This window comes from Variovorax sp. V116 (assembly GCF_041154435.1).
Taxonomy (GTDB): Bacteria; Pseudomonadota; Gammaproteobacteria; order Burkholderiales; family Burkholderiaceae_C; genus Variovorax; species Variovorax paradoxus.
The window spans coordinates 4,349,441-4,364,804 of sequence record NZ_AP028661.1 but is presented as its reverse complement, the minus strand read 5'-3'; the positions used below and the strand labels follow the sequence as shown (position 1 = coordinate 4,364,804).

Here is a 15,364-nt window from a genome sequence, read left to right as displayed (position 1 = left end):
CGAGCCATCATAGCTTCAGGGCGATTTCGAGGGAGGCGTCGGCACCACCTCGCGCACGGCCGCCAGCATGCGTTCTCCCAGCGCGAGCTGGCCGTGCATGGACATGTGGGTGTCGTTCGAGAAATAGAAGTCCCGGATCTGCGTGTGCTTTTCGCGCGTGAACGCAAAGAGATCCGGTCCTGGCAGCCCGGACGTGCGGAACCCGGCTTCGAAATCCTTCGAGTAGTCGGGCTTCAGGTACACGGTGGTCTTGTTGGGAATCACCATCCACATGATAGGAAGCTTGCTGTGCGCCTTTGTGAAATTCTTCATCCATTCCAGGTGCGCAAGGGTCAGCGGCCCATTGTCGTCATCTTCAGCGAAAAAGGGCATCTTGTCGCATGAGCGATGCGAAAAGAGCTTGCAACCATCGGGCACCGGGCGCACCCAGGTGTTCCAGTCGAAGTGGATGTCTGTTGCAGACTTTTTCGCTTTCCAGGTGTTGTAGTAGGTGGTGATGCCGGTCAGGAACTGCACGTTCCAGTTGGGCGCGGGGCTCGGCACGGTCTCGTCGGGCGTGATCAGCGGATGGTCCATGGCGTCGTAGGGCCGGATCATCTTCTGGCACTTCATGCTGTCCTTGGTACGGTCGCCGAACAGGCGTTCCACGCTCTCGATGATGATCAGCTTGCCCTTGAAGCCCGTGCGCTCGACCCACTGGTCGAAGTCGCTGCACAGCGCGTTCTCGTACTGGCCCCAGTAGGTGGTCGAGACGCGGTAGCCGGCCCTGGTGAGCACCGACTGCCAGCGGAAGGTCATGGAGAAGCTGTCCCCGATCACCATGATGTCGGCCTGGTCCACGGGCGTGCCCTTCAGGTAGGCGGGGTCCACCTTGGGCGGCGGGGCGGTCCAGCCGAATTCGCGCTCGGACAGGCGGCCGATCCGCGTGAGGTCGCCGTAAGGCACGGGGCTGGTGAGCGAAACGATCCACAGCACCATCAGGACGATGTAGCCGGTCAGGAAGAACCGCAGCCAGACTTTCGCGGGCGTCGTCATGTCGAATCAGAATTGGAAGTAGAGGAACGGGCTGTAGTTGCCCAGCTTCGAGACGCACCAGGCGAAGAGCGCGAAGGTACCGATGGCCAGCACGGCCGAGGAGCACCAGGCCATGACGCGCTGCCCCGCCACCGCCTTCGGGTGGGGAATCCAGCGCTCGAGCGTGATCGTCGGCGGCAATGCGAGGCAGATCACGATGCCCACGAGCATGGTCTGGAAGAACTCGGGCTTGCGGAACGGAACCGGCCCCAGCTCGCTGAACGCGGAAGGCGGTGCGCCATGCAGGCCGAGCATGCCCTTGTAGATGGCCATGGCCGTGTGCAGGCCGTCGGCGCGGAACACGATCCAGGCCAGCACCACGCACAGGAAGGTCAGGAACCAGCCCAGCACGTGCGCGACCGGCCCCGCCGGAATGTTGCGGCGCACCTTGGCGTTCCAGAGGTGGTTGATCATCAGGAACACGCCGTGCAGCGCGCCCCAGATCACGAAGGTCCAGGCGGCGCCGTGCCAGAGGCCGCCCAGCAGCATCGTGAGGAACAGGTTCAAGTAGCGCCGCGCCGGGCCCTTGCGGTTGCCGCCCAGCGGCACGTAGAGATAGTCGCGCAGGAAGTTCGACAGCGAGATGTGCCAGCGCCGCCAGAATTCGATGATGTTGGTCGACTTGTAGGGCGAGCGGAAATTCAGCGGAAGCTGCACGCCCAGGCACAGCGACAGGCCGACCGCCATGTCCGAATAGCCCGAGAAGTCGAAATAGATCTGCAGCGTGTAGGCGAGCGCGCCGAACCACGCGGTGTAGAGCGTGGGCTCGATGCCCTTGTGCACGCCATTGAACATCATGTCGGCGTACTGGCCCACCGGGTCGGCGATCAGCAGCTTCTTGGCGAGGCCGAAGGTGAAGATCGCAATGCCGAGCGCCACCTTGCTGGGGTCGAACCGGTAGGTGGCCGCATTGGCGAACTGCGGCATCATCTGCGCGTGGTGCAGCACCGGGCCCGCGATCAGGTGCGGAAAGTAGGTGACGAACAGCACATAGTGGATGAAGCTGCGCTCATGCACCTTGCCCTGCCAGCAGTCGACCAGGAAGGCGATCTGCGTGAAGGTGTAGAACGAGATGCCGATCGGCAGCACGATGTGCAGCAGCGGGATCTGCGACAGGCCCGCCGCGGCCAGCCCGTCGTTCACGTTCGAGACGAAGAAGTTGGCGTACTTGAAGACCGCGAGCACGCCCAGGTTGACCACCAGCGCCAGCACCAGCAGCGACTTGCGCTTGCGGTCGTCCCGCTCCGGCGCGGGCGACAGGCGCAGCCCGAACCAGTAGTTGATGCAGATCGACGCCACCAGCAGCGGCAGCGCCTTGACGCTCCACCAGCCGTAGAAGAACAGCGAGGCCAGGGCGAGAAAGCCCGCGGCGGACCGGGCGTTGCGCTTGCCGATCAGGAAGAACCCGATCAGTACCAGCGGGAAGAAGACAAAAATGAAGGGATACGAATTGAAAAGCATCGCAGGAGGTGAGGGCACTCCGGCGAGCGCCTTTTTTGTCTTGGTCGTTGTGCGGCCGCTCTGGCGGCCAGTCTCGGATTATCGCGTGCCGGGCGGAACCCACCGCTTCCAGAGACTCCGGACCTCTGCAGCGAGTTCCTCCAGCGAGAGCGACTCGTTGAAAATGACCGCGTCCGCGGCCGCCCTGCGCAGCCCGCGCGGCGCCTGCTGGGCGATCACCGCGCGCACCGCCTCGGGCGTCCAGCCGGAGCGCGCCACCACGCGCCGCAGCTGCGTTTCCTCGGTGGCATCGACCACCAGCACGCGGTCGACCCGGGCCCGCCAGCGGCCGGATTCGACCAGCAGCGGCACGTCGAAGACCACCACCGCGTCGGGGCCGGCGTTGGAGGCCATGCGCTCGGTCTCGGCGCCGATCAGCGGATGCAGGATCGATTCGAGGCGCTTTTTGGCGCTGCTGTCGGCGAACACGAGCTGACGCATCGCCGCGCGGTCGAGTCCGCCGTCCGCCGCGATGACGCCGCGGCCGAAGGCGGCCTCGAGGGCGGGCATCGCGATGCCCGCGGGCATCGCGATGCGGCGCGCGATGGCGTCGGTGTCGACCAGCACGGCGCCTTCGGCGACCAGCAGGGCCGCGACCGTGCTCTTGCCGCTTCCGATGCCGCCCGTGAGGCCGATGCGCCGCATCACGCGCTCCTCAGCGGGCGAATGCGCCGAGCGGGAAGGCGAAGGGAATCCATTGCCTCACGAGCTCCGGGCCCGCCACCAGGCAGACCAGGCCGGCACCGGCAAGAAAGGGACCGAAGGCCATCGGAATGTCCTTGTGCGCCAGCTTCCCGACAAGGCGCAGCGTGAGGCCGATCACGGCGCCCACCAGCGATGAGACCAGGATGATGGCAATGAGGTAGTCGGCCCCGAGCCAGGCGCCGAGCGCCGCCAGCAGTTTGAAGTCGCCATATCCCATGCCTTCCTTGCCCGTGGCCAGGCGATAGCCATGGTACACAAGCCACAGGCTCAGGTAGCCGAAGACGGCGCCCCAGACCGCCGAGCTCAGCGCGGTGCCGGTCCAGCCCATGGCCGCGCCGACGAGCCCGAGCCACAGCAGCGGATAGTTGAGCGCGTCGGGCAGGAACTGGGTGTCGAAGTCGATCAGGAACTGGCAGATCAGGAAGGCCGCGAACGCCGCCCAGAGCGCGCCGGTGGGCGTGAGGCCGAAGCGGTAGGCGCACAGCGCGAACAGCGCGCCCGTCACCAGCTCCACCAGCGGATAGCGCGGGCTGATGGACGTGCCGCAGGCGGCGCAGCGGCCCCGCAGCACCAGGTAGCTCAGCACCGGGATGTTCTGGTACCAGCGGATCCTGTGGCCGCAGGCGCCGCAGCGCGAGGCCGGCCGGGCGAGGTCGAAGGGCGGCAGCGCCTCGATGGCCGCGGCCGCCTTGTCCGCCGCGGCTTCGAGCCCGGCCGGCGGCTGCGCCTTGGGCCCGAACACCAGCGCCCAGAGCGACGGGACGTCCTTGGACGACATCAGGTTGGCCACGGCATCGGCCAGCCAGCCCCGGTACATCATGACCGGGGTGCGGTAGATCACCACGTTGAGAAAACTGCCGACCAGCAACCCGAGGACGCCGGCGAAAGCGGCGTCGAACTCCTGCGACACCAGCATCAAACGACCTGGCCCAACTTGAAGATCGGCAGGTACATCGACACCACGATGCCGCCGATGATCACGCCCAGGAACACGATGATGATGGGCTCCATCAGGCTCGAGAGGCCGGCCACCATGTCGTCCACCTCGGACTCGTAGAAGTCGGCGGCCTTGCCGAGCATGTGGTCGATCGAGCCGGATTCTTCGCCGATGGCCGTCATCTGGATCACCATCGAGGGGAACAGGTTGACGTTGGTCATGGCCGTCGTGAGGCTGGTGCCGGTCGAGACTTCCTGCTGGATCTTGGCCGTGGCGTCGCCGTAGACGGTGTTGCCCGAGGCGCCGCCCACCGAGTCGAGCGCCTCGACCAGCGGAACGCCGGCCGCGAACATGGTCGCAAGGGTGCGGGTCCAGCGGGCCACGCACGACTTCTCGATCAGCGTACCGAAGATCGGCACGCGCAGCAGCGCGCGGTCCATGACCCGCTGCACGCGTTCGTTGCGCTTCCAGGCCTGCAGGAAGAAGTAGGTGCCGCCGCCGACCACGCCGAAGATCAGCCACCAGTAGGAGACGAAGAATTCGCTCATGGCCATCACGAACAGCGTGGGCGCGGGCAGGTCGGCGCCGAACGAGGTGAACACCTGCTTGAAGGCCGGAATCACGAAGATCATGATGATGGCCACCACCACGAACGCGACCACCACCACGGAGGTGGGATACATCAGCGCCGACTTGATCTTCGACTTGATCGCCTCGGTCTTTTCCATGTAGGTGGCCAGGCGGTCCAGCAGGTCTTCCAGGATACCGGCCGCTTCGCCGGCTTCCACCAGGTTGCAGTAGAGGTTGTCGAAGTACTTCGGAAACTTGCGGAAGGCGGACGACAGCGAGGTGCCGGTTTCCACGTCGCTGCGGATGTCGTTGAGCAGCTTGGCCACGCTCGGGTTCGCATTGCCGCGGCCCACGATGTCGAAGGACTGCAGCAGCGGCACGCCGGCCTTCATCATGGTTGCCAGCTGGCGCGTGAAGATCGCGATGTCCTTGGGCTTGATGCTCTTGCCCGAGCGCATGCGGCGCTTCTTGATCTTGGACGCCAGGACGCCCTGGCGCCGCAGGGCGGCCTGCACCTGGTTCTCGCCGGCGGCCCGGAGCTCGCCGCGCACCAGCTTGCCGTTGCGGTCCTTGCCCTCCCACTCGTAGACAAATTCCTTGAGCGTGTTCGAGGTGCGGGTGGATGCCACTGTTGCCATTCGATCTCCGATTTCTTGCAGTGTGTTCGTTATTCGTTGGTGACCGCCACCACTTCTTCGAGTGAGGTGAGCCCTTGCATGACTTTTCGCAGGCCCGATTGCCGCAGCGAGCGCACGCCCTCGGCCTCGGACTGGCGTGCGATGTCGAGTGCGCTGCCGTCGCGCAGGATGATCGCCTGGATGGCTTCCGAGATCGGCATCACCTGGTAGATGCCGACCCGGCCCTTGTAGCCGTTGCTGCACGCCGCGCAGCCGACCGGCCGATAGGGCTTCCAGGTACCGTCGAGCTGTTCTTCCTTGAAGCCCGCATCCAGCAGCGCCTGGCGCGGCATGTCGGCCGGCGCGCGGCATACGTGGCACAGGCGCCGCGCGAGCCGCTGCGCCGTGATCAGGATCACGCTGGAGGCAATGTTGAACGGCGCAATGCCCATGTTGCGCATGCGCGTGAGCGTGGTCGGCGCGTCGTTGGTGTGCAGCGTCGAGAGCACCAGGTGGCCCGTCTGCGCGGCCTTGATCGAGATGTCGGCGGTTTCGAGGTCGCGGATTTCGCCGACCATGATGATGTCGGGATCCTGCCGCAGGAAGGCGCGCAGCGCCGCCGCGAAGGTGAGCCCGGCGCGCTCGTTGACGTTCACCTGGTTCACGCCGGGCAGGTTGATTTCGGACGGGTCTTCCGCCGTGGCGATGTTGACGCCGGGCTGGTTCAGCAGGTTCAGGCAGGTGTAGAGCGACACCGTCTTGCCCGAACCCGTGGGGCCCGTCACCAGCACCATGCCATAGGGGCGGCCGATCGCATGCAGCAGGCGCTCCTTTTCGTCGGCGTCGTAGCCCAGTGCGTCGATGCCCAGGCGCGCGCTGCTCGGGTCCAGGATACGGATCACGATCTTCTCGCCGAACAGCGTGGGCAGCGTGCTGACGCGGAAGTCGATCACGCGGTCGGGCCCGATCTTGAGCTTCATGCGGCCGTCCTGCGGCACGCGCTTCTCCGAAATGTCGAGCCGCGAGATGACCTTGATGCGCGAGGCCAGCTTGTCCTTGATGAGCGTGGGCGGGCTCGCGATCTCGCGCAACTCGCCGTCGATGCGAAAGCGCACCCGGTAGTTGTGCTCGTAGGGCTCGAAGTGGATGTCCGAGGCCCGCATGCTGACACCGTCGAGCAGCATCTTGTGCAGGAAGCGCACGACCGGCGCGTCCTCGACCTCGGCGATGGCCTGTTCGTTGGCATCGCCCGAGGTGTCCGCCGAGACGTCGTCGAACTCGAACTCGGCGCCGACGATGCTGTTGATGGTTTCCGCCGCAGTGACCGCGGCGGCTTCGATCATGCGCGAGAGCTTGTCGTATTCGGCAATGACCCAGTCCACGCCCATCTGGGAGGCGAACTTGATCTTTTCCACCGCCTGCTGGTCCGAAGGGTCGGCCGTTGCAACAATGAGACGGTTGTTGCGCTTGCTGAGAACCACGATCCGGTAGGCGTGGCACAGCTTCGGGTCGAGCAGGTCCTTGGGCAGGCGCTGGTGGTCGATGGCGTCCAGGTCCAGCAGCGGCGCGCCGAAGGCGCTGGACAGCGTGTGGGCGAGGTCGGCGGCCGAGACGGCGCCGCTGCCGGTCAGCTCGGCAATGAAGCTGGTGCGGCCGCTCAGCGACTTTTGATAGATGTCTTCCGCGGTCTTCGCAGGAAGCTTGCCGGCCGAGACCAAGGCACGCGCAAGACCCGGGAGGGCGATTTGCGTGTTTTCTTTAACAGGAAGTTCGGCAGCAGCCATTCAGCGAATTGCAAGAGATGTGAAAAAGTGCTTCACGATCATCGCTGAACCACCCGTCCCTGTAAATCGCTACGCAGCAACAGGCACGGGCATTATTTGTGCCAGCCAAAGGCTGGTCGGGGTGAGAGGATTCGAACCTCCGGCCTCTACGTCCCGAACGTAGCGCTCTACCAGGCTAAGCTACACCCCGATTGGTTGCAAAAAAAGAGAATTCGTCCTTGCCAACTCTTGTGAGGTGTTCAGGCACGTCGCTCAAGCAACTGAGCCGCCAATTGTAGCAAACCGTCGGCATGCAAATTGGACGGGAAGTCGCGCAAGGCATGAATTGCGCGTTTTGCCTCGTCGGCCGCGGCGGCGCGCGAGGCTTCCAGGGCGCCCGTGGCGTGGACGATTTCGACGATCTTGCCCAGCTGGGCGGTGTCGCCGGCCTCGATGGCCGCACGCACCAGCGTCGCCTGCGCGGGGCTGCCGCGACGCATGGCGAAGATCAGCGGCAGCGTGGTCTTGCCTTCGCGCAGGTCGTCGCCCACGTTCTTGCCCGTTTCGTGTGCGTCGCCGGCGTAGTCGAGCACGTCGTCGATCACCTGGAAGGCCGTGCCCAGGGCCTGGCCGTAGGTAGCGCAGGCTTCCTCGACTTCCGGCGTGGCGCCCGCCAGCACGGCGGCCAGCCGCGTGCTGGCCTCGAAAAGCTTGGCGGTCTTGGAGCGGATCACGCGCAGGTAGGCGGATTCGTCCAGCGTCGCGTCGTGCATGTTCATCAGCTGGAGCACTTCGCCTTCCGCGATCACGTTGGTCGCCTCCGCCAGGATCTGCATGATGCGCATGTTGTTTGCATCCAACATCATCTGGAAGGCGCGCGAATAGAGGAAGTCGCCGACCAGCACGCTGGCCGGGTTGCCGAACGATTCGTTGGCGGTCGGGCGCCCGCGCCGCAGGGTCGATTCGTCGACCACGTCGTCGTGCAGCAGGGTGGCCGTGTGGATGAACTCCACCACCGCCGCCAGGTTGAAGCGCTGCTCGCCCGTGTAGCCGAGCGCGCCGGACATGAGCAGCAGCAGCGCCGGGCGCAGGCGTTTGCCGCCCGCGGAGATGATGTACTTCGACACCTGGCTGACCAGGGGCACGCCCGTGTCGAGGCGCTGCGCGATCACACGGTCGACTTCGACCATGTCGCCGGCGATCAAATCCAGCACGGTGGCGGTGGGGGAGGTATCGGCGGCGTGGACTGGCAAGGCGTTTGCGCGCGGCGCGTCTGAATGCGAAAGTGACAGCGGCACGAGGCCGGAAGGCGCAGATTATAGGGAGGAGCGCGCGCCGTCCCGGCGGCGCCTTGGCTCAAACCATGTTAGCGCGTGCAAACCGTGCTAGAATCTTGGGCTCTGCGGAATTCGCCGTAGAGCTCATTCCTTAAGAGGTTCACATGTACGCGGTCATAAAAACCGGCGGCAAGCAGTATCGCGTTGCTTCCGGCGAAAAAATTAAAGTAGAACAGATTGCTGCGGATGTAGGCCAGGAAATCGTGATCGATCAGGTTCTTGCAGTCGGCAACGGCAGCGAAATCAAGATCGGTACGCCCCTGGTGTCCGGCGCAACGGTGACAGTCACGGTACTGTCGCACGGCAAGCACGACAAGGTCGGCATCTTCAAGATGCGCCGTCGCAAGCACTATCAGAAACGTCAAGGCCATCGCCAGCAGTTCACGGAACTGCAAATCGGCGCGATCGCTGGCTAAGGAGCAGATTCCATGGCACAGAAAAAAGGCGGCGGCTCAACGCGAAACGGGCGCGATTCCAAGCCCAAGATGCTCGGTGTGAAGGCCTTCGGCGGCGAACTGATCAGCGCAGGCTCGATCATCGTGCGCCAGCGCGGCACCCAGTTCCACCCCGGCGTGAACGTCGGCGTGGGCAAGGACCACACGCTGTTTGCACTGGTGGACGGCCACGTGTCGTTCGGTGTCAAGGGCGCACTGAACAAGCACATGGTCAACGTGACCCCGGCATAAGCCCGAGTCACTTCGATCAGCTCGAAGCCCCGCTTTGTCGGGGCTTCTTCATTTGTACACTGGATACCCCATGAAGTTCGTCGACGAAGCCTTCATCGACATCGCCGCAGGCGATGGCGGCAACGGCTGCGTGTCGTTCCGTCATGAAAAATACAAGGAATTCGGCGGCCCCAACGGCGGCGACGGCGGCCGCGGCGGCCACGTCTACGCGGTGGCCGATTCCAACCTCAACACCCTGGTCGACTTCCGCTATTCGCGCCGCCACGAGGCCAGGCGCGGCGAGCACGGCATGGGCTCCGACATGTTCGGCGCCGCGGGCGACGACATCCTGCTGAAGATGCCGGTCGGCACCATCATCAGCGACGCCGAAACCGGCGAAGTGCTGTACGAGCTGCTGAAGGAAGGCGAGGTCGTCACCATCGCCAAAGGCGGCGACGGCGGCTTCGGCAACATGCGCTTCAAGAGCGCCATCAACCGCGCGCCGCGCCAGAAGACCCCGGGCTGGCCGGGCGAGAAGAAGAGCCTCAAGCTCGAGCTCAAGGTGCTCGCCGACGTCGGCCTGCTGGGCATGCCCAACGCGGGCAAGTCGACCCTGATCAGCGCCATCTCGAACGCGCGCCCGCGCATCGCCGACTATCCCTTCACCACGCTGCACCCGAACCTCGGTGTCGTGCGCGTCGGCCCGGAGCAGAGCTTCGTGGTGGCCGACCTGCCGGGCCTGATCGAAGGCGCATCCGAAGGCGCGGGCCTCGGCCACCTGTTCCTGCGCCACCTGCAGCGCACGCGGCTCTTGCTGCACGTGATCGACATGGCGCCGTTCGACGATGCGGTCGATCCGGTCGCCCAGGCCAAGGCCATCGTCGGCGAGCTCAAGAAGTACGATGCCGCGCTCTATGAAAAGCCGCGCTGGCTGGTGCTCAACAAGCTGGACATGGTGCCCGCCGACGAGCGCGCCGCGCGCGTGAAGGACTTCGTCAAGCGCCTGCGCTTCAAGGGCCCGGTGTTCGAGATCTCCGCGCTCACGCGCGAAGGCTGCGAGCACCTGGTGCAGGCCGTGTACCAGCAGGTCAAGGCGCAGCAGGCGGCTGAACACGTGCCGGTCGAGGTCGATCCGCGCTTCGTCGAGCTGCCGCCCGATACTTCTTCCTCCTCCTCCTGACGCTCCGCACCCCGCATTCACGACCGCCACGCCCCTCCATGACCTCGAACTCCGGATCCACTGCCTTGCGGGATGCCCGCCGTATCGTCGTCAAGGTGGGCTCCAGCCTCGTGACCAACGAGGGGCGCGGTCTCGACGAGGCCGCCATCGGCGAATGGTGCCGGCAGCTGGCGGTGCTGGTGCAGGGCGGCCGCGAGGTGGTCATGGTGTCCAGCGGCGCCATTGCCGAAGGCATGAAGCGCCTGGGCTGGCGCACGCGGCCGCACGAGGTGCATGAACTGCAGGCCGCCGCGGCCGTCGGGCAGATGGGCCTGGCCCAGATGTACGAGACCAAGCTGCGCGAGAACCGGATCGGCAGCGCCCAGGTACTGCTGACCCATGCCGACCTGGCCGACCGCGAGCGCTACCTCAATGCGCGCTCGACGCTCGTCACGCTGCTCGGGCTGGGCGTGGTGCCGGTCATCAACGAGAACGACACCGTCGTCAACGACGAGATCAAGTTCGGCGACAACGACACGCTCGGCGCGCTCGTGGCCAACCTGGTCGAAGCCGATGCGCTGGTGATCCTCACGGACCAGAAGGGCCTCTACACGGCCGATCCGCGCAAGGACCCGCAGGCCAAGTTCGTGCACGAGGCCGCGGCCGGCGACCCGGCGCTCGAAGCCATGGCGGGCGGGGCGGGCTCCAGCCTCGGCCGCGGCGGCATGATCACCAAGATCCTCGCTGCCAAGCGCGCGGCCGGCTCGGGCGCCTCCACCGTGATCGCCTGGGGCCGCGAGCCCGATGCCCTGCTGCGCCTCGTGCGCGGCGAATCCATCGGCACGCTGCTGGTGGCGCAGACCGCCAAGCACCAGGCGCGCAAGCGCTGGATGGCCGACCACCTGCAGCTGCGCGGCGCGGTCACCGTCGATGCCGGCGCGGCCGCCAAGGTGCGCGCCGAGGGCAAGAGCCTGCTGCCGATCGGCATGACGGGCGTCTCGGGCGAGTTTTCGCGCGGCGACGTGATCGCCGTGCGCGACGCCGACGGCGTGGAACTCGCCCGCGGCCTGGCCAACTACTCGAGCGTGGAGGCCCGGCTTTTGTGCCGCAAGCCCTCGTCGGAATTCGAGCGGCTGCTGGGCTACGTGGCGGAGCCGGAAATGGTCCACCGCGACAACATGGTGCTGATGCGCGGCTGAGGCCGGGCCGGAATGGAAAACGAGGCCTTCAAGGAGGCCCCGTTCGATCGTTCTGCCGCCTTGCCCTATTGCAGCTGGCGCGCCGGGTCCCGCATGTTGGTGACCATGTCCTTGACCGAGACGCGGGGCGCATGGCCGCGGCACAGACCCTGCTGCGCCAGCTGCCTGGCGTAGCTCGAGTTCAGGTCGCGGAAGCTCTTCCACTCGGACCGTTCGACCTTGCTCCAGGCGCCGTTGTTGAATCGCGCGTAGCTCTTCACCTCGTCGGTCGAGCAGCGCACGCCCTCGTAGAAAGCGTTCAGCGCCGCGTCCCCGCCGCTGCGGCTGGTGGCGACCACCACGTAGCGCACCACGCCGTCGCCGGTGATGGTGATGGTGGCCGGATCGACGCCGAACTTCAGCGACATGTAGGGCGGCATTGCGATCGGCTCGAGACGCTTGACGTCGAAGGCCGGAGGCGGAGGCGCTTCGCTTTCCTTCCATTCGGCATCGGTCTCATAGCGCTTGGGCGGCGGCGGCAGGCCGGCCTGCGCCCAGTCGGGGTTGTCCGTGTCGTGCGGGCCCGATGCGCATCCGGCCAGCAGGGCCAGGCACACGGCGAGCAGGGCGCCCTCAGCGCTGCGACGGAAGGAAAGGCGCTTTGTTGTGGGGAGGAGGGGAAGGGTCATCGCTCGCAGAAGTAATGTCGGGATGCGGATCGAAACTGCCGCCGGGCGGCAGGTCCAGCCCCGCGGGCGCGCCGCCGTCTGGCATGTGGCGCTCGAACTCCCGGGCGCGCACGTTGCTGCGCAGGAAGCGGTTGCGGAAATCCTGCCGCGGCAGGTAGCGAGCAAGCTCGGTCAGTGCCATCTCGTAGACGCCGCGTTTGAATTCGACGACCACATCGAGCGGCACCCAGTAGTCGTGCCATCGCCAGGCGTCGAATTCGGGGTGGTCGGTCGCGCGCAGGTTCAGATCCCAGTCGTGACCGATCAATTGCAGCAAATACCAGATTTGCTTCTGGCCCTTGTAGTGGCCCCGTGCGTCACGGCGAATGAACCGATCCGGCACCTCGTAGCGCAACCAGTCACGGGTACGGGCCACGATGCGCACGTGCTCCGGATGGAGTCCGACTTCCTCGTGCAGTTCCCGGAACATGGCTTGCTCGGGACTTTCGCCGCGGTCGATGCCGCCTTGCGGAAACTGCCAGGAATGCGTGCGTATGCGTTTGCCCCAGAAAACCTGGTTTCTCTGGTTGAGCAGGATGATGCCGACGTTGGGCCTGAAGCCGTCCCGGTCGAGCATAATCAAACCCCAATTTTTGAACTGAGTCGATTATGCATGCCGGGTTGCACACGGCAAGCGGCCAGTTCGAGGCCCGCGGGTTCCCGGAGGTCTCTCCGCCGGCATCCGTCTTCCCCAAGATTCTTAAATCCACCAGCGCGATCCCGATGAAAGCTTCCCGATTTTTTGTCTCCACCCTCAAGGAAGCGCCCGCTGACGCCGAGGTCGCGAGCCATCGGCTCATGATGCGCGCGGGCATGATCAAGAAGCTCGGCACGGGCATCTACACCTACATGCCGATGGGGCTGCGCGTGATCCGCAAGGTCGAGGCGATCGTGCGCGAGGAAATGAACCGCGCCGGCGCGGTCGAGCTCACGATGCCCGTGGTGCAGCCGGCCGAGTTCTGGCAGGAGACCGGCCGCTTCGACAAGATGGGCCCCGAGCTGTTGCGCATCAAGGACCGGCACGACCGCGACTTCGTGGTCCAGCCCACCAGCGAAGAGGTGGTGACCGACATCGCGCGCCAGGAAATCCGCAGCTACAAGCAGCTGCCGAAGAATTTCTACCAGATCCAGACCAAGTTCCGCGACGAGCGCCGTCCGCGCTTCGGCCTGATGCGCGGGCGCGAATTCATCATGAAGGACGCCTACAGCTTCGACCGCGACCTGGATGCGGCCAAGGCCAGCTACCAGGTCATGGCCGATGCCTACCGCCGCATCTTCGACCGCTTCGGCCTGCGCTACCGCGCGGTGGCGGCCGACAGCGGCGCCATCGGCGGCGACCTGAGCGAAGAGTTCCAGGTGATTGCCGCCACCGGCGAAGACGCCATCGTTTACTGCCCCGGCAGCGACTACGCGGCCAACATGGAGAAGGCCGAGGCGCTCGCTCCGGCCGGCCCGCGCCCGGCAGCGGTCAAGGCGCTCGAGAAGACGCCCACCCCGGGCAAGAGCACCTGCGCCGACGTGGCCGAACTGCTCGGCGTGCCGCTCTCGACCACCGTCAAGTCGCTGGTGCTGGCAACGGACATCCTCGACGAGGCCGGCAACCCCAAGGGTTCGCAGGTCTGGCTGCTGCTCCTGCGCGGCGACCACGACATGAACGAGATCAAGGTCGGCAAGGTGCCGGGCCTGGACAAGGGCTTCCGCTTCGCGACGCTGGCCGAGATCGACGACCACTTCGGCTGCAAGCCCGGCTACCTCGGCCCGCTGAACCTCAAGAAGCCCGTCAGGCTCGTGGCCGACCGCGAGGTGATGGTCATGGCCGACTGGATCACCGGCGCCAACGAGGTCGACTTCCACATGACCGGCGTCAACTGGGGCCGCGACCTGCCCGAGCCCGAACTGGTGGCCGACCTGCGCAACGTGGTGGCGGGCGACGCCTCGCCCGACGGCAAGGGCGTGCTCGCGATCGAGCGCGGCATCGAGGTGGGCCACGTGTTCGTGCTCGGCACCAAGTACAGCAAGGACATGAACGCCACCTACCTGGACGAAGCCGGCAAGCCGCAGTTCCTCGAGATGGGCTGCTACGGCATCGGCATCACGCGCCTGCCGGCCGCCGCCATCGAGCAGAACCACGACGAGCGCGGCATCATCTGGCCCGACGCGCTGGCGCCGTTCACGGTGGTGGTCTGCCCGATCGGCATGGACCGCAGCCCCGAGGTCAAGGTGGCGGCCGAAGCGCTGTACGAGCAGCTGCTCGCGGCCGGCGTCGACGTGCTGCTGGACGACCGCGGCGAGCGCCCGGGCGCGATGTTCGCCGATTGGGAACTGATCGGCGTGCCGCACCGCGTGGTCATTTCCGACCGCGGCCTGAAGGAAGGCCAGCTCGAATACCAGCACCGCCGCGACACGGCGGCCACCAAGGTGCCTGCCGCGGGCATCGCCGAATTCATCGCCGGCAAGTTCGCGCAATGAGCCTGGAGGGCGGCCTCTCGCGGCGCCGGTGCCTGGTGGGCGGCGCCGCGGCGGCGGGCGCCCTGGCGGCGCTGTCGCTGCCGCAGGCCGCGCACGCCGGCGCGCAGATCGAGGAGCCGCTGATCGACTCGGTGCGCACTGCGCTGAGTTCGGCCGTGCACAACAAGGCGCCGCCGGTGCCCGAGTTCTCGAGCACCGAGGCCCGCCTGACCTACCTGCGCTGGCTGGGCGAGATGAGCGAGCGCCTCAAGAAGAAGATTGCCGACTGGCCCACGCGCAAGGAATTCCTGCAGACCGCCTGGTATGAAGCCAAGCGCTCGGGCCTGGACGTGAGCCTGGTGCTCGGGCTGATCCAGGTCGAGAGCAACTTCCGCAAGTTCGCGGTGTCCAGCGCTGGTGCGCGCGGCTACATGCAGGTCATGCCGTTCTGGACCCGCGTGATCGGCGACAGCGACCCGGCCAAGCTGTTCCACATGCAGACCAACCTGCGCTTCGGCTGCGTGATCCTGCGCCACTATCTCGACCGCGAGAACGGCGACCTGTACATGACCCTCGGGCGCTACAACGGCAGCCGCGGCAAGGCGCCGTACCCGAGCGCCGTGTTCGCGAACCAGCGCCTCTGGACCTTCGTGGACCGCGACCGCTCGGCTGCCTGAGGGCGA

The 15,364-nt window shown here is 66.0% G+C and carries 15 protein-coding genes and 1 tRNA gene; 6 read left to right on the top strand and 10 right to left on the bottom strand.

From position 1 onward, the window contains the following. Positions 1 to 15 precede the first annotated feature (15 nt). From ACAM58_RS20740 to ACAM58_RS20705, 8 genes are all read right to left on the bottom strand, one after another. On the bottom strand, positions 16 to 1,035 hold the full coding sequence (locus ACAM58_RS20740; protein WP_015866999.1) for a hypothetical protein: 1,020 nt from the start codon (positions 1,033 to 1,035) through the stop codon (positions 16 to 18). A 6-nt stretch (positions 1,036 to 1,041) separates the two neighbouring features. After that, the gene (locus ACAM58_RS20735) at positions 1,042 to 2,535 is read right to left on the bottom strand and encodes an MBOAT family protein (protein WP_369663454.1); all 1,494 of its coding nucleotides are present in this window, start codon (positions 2,533 to 2,535) and stop codon (positions 1,042 to 1,044) included. A gap of 78 nt (positions 2,536 to 2,613) precedes the next feature. Further along, a complete protein-coding gene (gene coaE / locus ACAM58_RS20730; RefSeq protein WP_369663453.1) occupies positions 2,614 to 3,219 on the bottom strand; it encodes a dephospho-CoA kinase in 606 nt (201 codons plus the stop codon). A gap of 10 nt (positions 3,220 to 3,229) precedes the next feature. Then, positions 3,230 to 4,195 (bottom strand): A24 family peptidase, encoded by a 966-nt coding sequence (locus tag ACAM58_RS20725; protein WP_369663452.1) that lies wholly within the window; start codon positions 4,193 to 4,195, stop codon positions 3,230 to 3,232. Next, positions 4,195 to 5,424: a type II secretion system F family protein gene (locus ACAM58_RS20720; RefSeq protein ID WP_015866995.1), complete on the bottom strand. Its 1,230-nt coding sequence runs from the start codon at positions 5,422 to 5,424 to the stop codon at positions 4,195 to 4,197. The genes ACAM58_RS20725 and ACAM58_RS20720 overlap by 1 nt, the downstream gene beginning before the upstream one ends. Positions 5,425 to 5,453: 29 nt before the next feature. After that, positions 5,454 to 7,187 carry a type IV-A pilus assembly ATPase PilB gene (gene pilB / locus ACAM58_RS20715; protein ID WP_015866994.1) on the bottom strand — a complete coding sequence of 578 codons (1,734 nt, stop codon included), beginning with the start codon at positions 7,185 to 7,187 and terminating at the stop codon, positions 5,454 to 5,456. Positions 7,188 to 7,300: 113 nt separating this feature from the next. Continuing rightward, a tRNA-Pro gene (locus ACAM58_RS20710) sits at positions 7,301 to 7,377 on the bottom strand. A gap of 49 nt (positions 7,378 to 7,426) precedes the next feature. Beyond that, the gene (locus ACAM58_RS20705; RefSeq protein WP_021008896.1) at positions 7,427 to 8,419 is read right to left on the bottom strand and encodes a polyprenyl synthetase family protein; all 993 of its coding nucleotides are present in this window, start codon (positions 8,417 to 8,419) and stop codon (positions 7,427 to 7,429) included. A gap of 188 nt (positions 8,420 to 8,607) precedes the next feature. Here ACAM58_RS20705 and rplU point away from each other — a divergent pair, with 188 nt between their 5' ends. The 4 genes from rplU to proB all read left to right on the top strand — a co-directional run bounded on the left by rplU (position 8,608) and on the right by proB (position 11,526). Continuing rightward, positions 8,608 to 8,919, top strand: coding sequence for a 50S ribosomal protein L21 (gene rplU, locus ACAM58_RS20700; protein ID WP_015866992.1), 312 nt, complete (start codon positions 8,608 to 8,610; stop codon positions 8,917 to 8,919). Between the two features lie 12 nt (positions 8,920 to 8,931). Next, a complete protein-coding gene (gene rpmA, locus ACAM58_RS20695; protein WP_015866991.1) occupies positions 8,932 to 9,189 on the top strand; it encodes a 50S ribosomal protein L27 in 258 nt (85 codons plus the stop codon). A 70-nt stretch (positions 9,190 to 9,259) separates the two neighbouring features. Then, positions 9,260 to 10,348 carry an Obg family GTPase CgtA gene (gene cgtA, locus ACAM58_RS20690; RefSeq protein WP_015866990.1) on the top strand — a complete coding sequence of 363 codons (1,089 nt, stop codon included), beginning with the start codon at positions 9,260 to 9,262 and terminating at the stop codon, positions 10,346 to 10,348. Between the two features lie 38 nt (positions 10,349 to 10,386). After that, on the top strand, positions 10,387 to 11,526 hold the full coding sequence (gene proB, locus ACAM58_RS20685) for a glutamate 5-kinase (protein WP_015866989.1): 1,140 nt from the start codon (positions 10,387 to 10,389) through the stop codon (positions 11,524 to 11,526). A gap of 65 nt (positions 11,527 to 11,591) precedes the next feature. Here the strand turns inward: proB and ACAM58_RS20680 are convergent, their stop codons facing one another. Together ACAM58_RS20680 and ACAM58_RS20675 are read right to left on the bottom strand one after the other, a co-directional pair. Next, positions 11,592 to 12,122 carry a CNP1-like family protein gene (locus ACAM58_RS20680; RefSeq protein WP_015866988.1) on the bottom strand — a complete coding sequence of 177 codons (531 nt, stop codon included), beginning with the start codon at positions 12,120 to 12,122 and terminating at the stop codon, positions 11,592 to 11,594. A gap of 16 nt (positions 12,123 to 12,138) precedes the next feature. Continuing rightward, positions 12,139 to 12,810, bottom strand: coding sequence for an RNA pyrophosphohydrolase (locus tag ACAM58_RS20675; RefSeq protein ID WP_015866987.1), 672 nt, complete (start codon positions 12,808 to 12,810; stop codon positions 12,139 to 12,141). Positions 12,811 to 12,956: 146 nt separating this feature from the next. Between ACAM58_RS20675 and ACAM58_RS20670 the strand changes: the two genes are divergently transcribed. After that, positions 12,957 to 14,702: a proline--tRNA ligase gene (locus ACAM58_RS20670; protein WP_369663451.1), complete on the top strand. Its 1,746-nt coding sequence runs from the start codon at positions 12,957 to 12,959 to the stop codon at positions 14,700 to 14,702. After that, entirely contained in the window at positions 14,699 to 15,358 is a 660-nt protein-coding gene (locus tag ACAM58_RS20665; protein ID WP_018906810.1) for a lytic transglycosylase domain-containing protein, read from the top strand. The genes ACAM58_RS20670 and ACAM58_RS20665 overlap by 4 nt, the downstream gene beginning before the upstream one ends. The last annotated feature ends 6 nt before the right edge of the window (positions 15,359 to 15,364 follow it).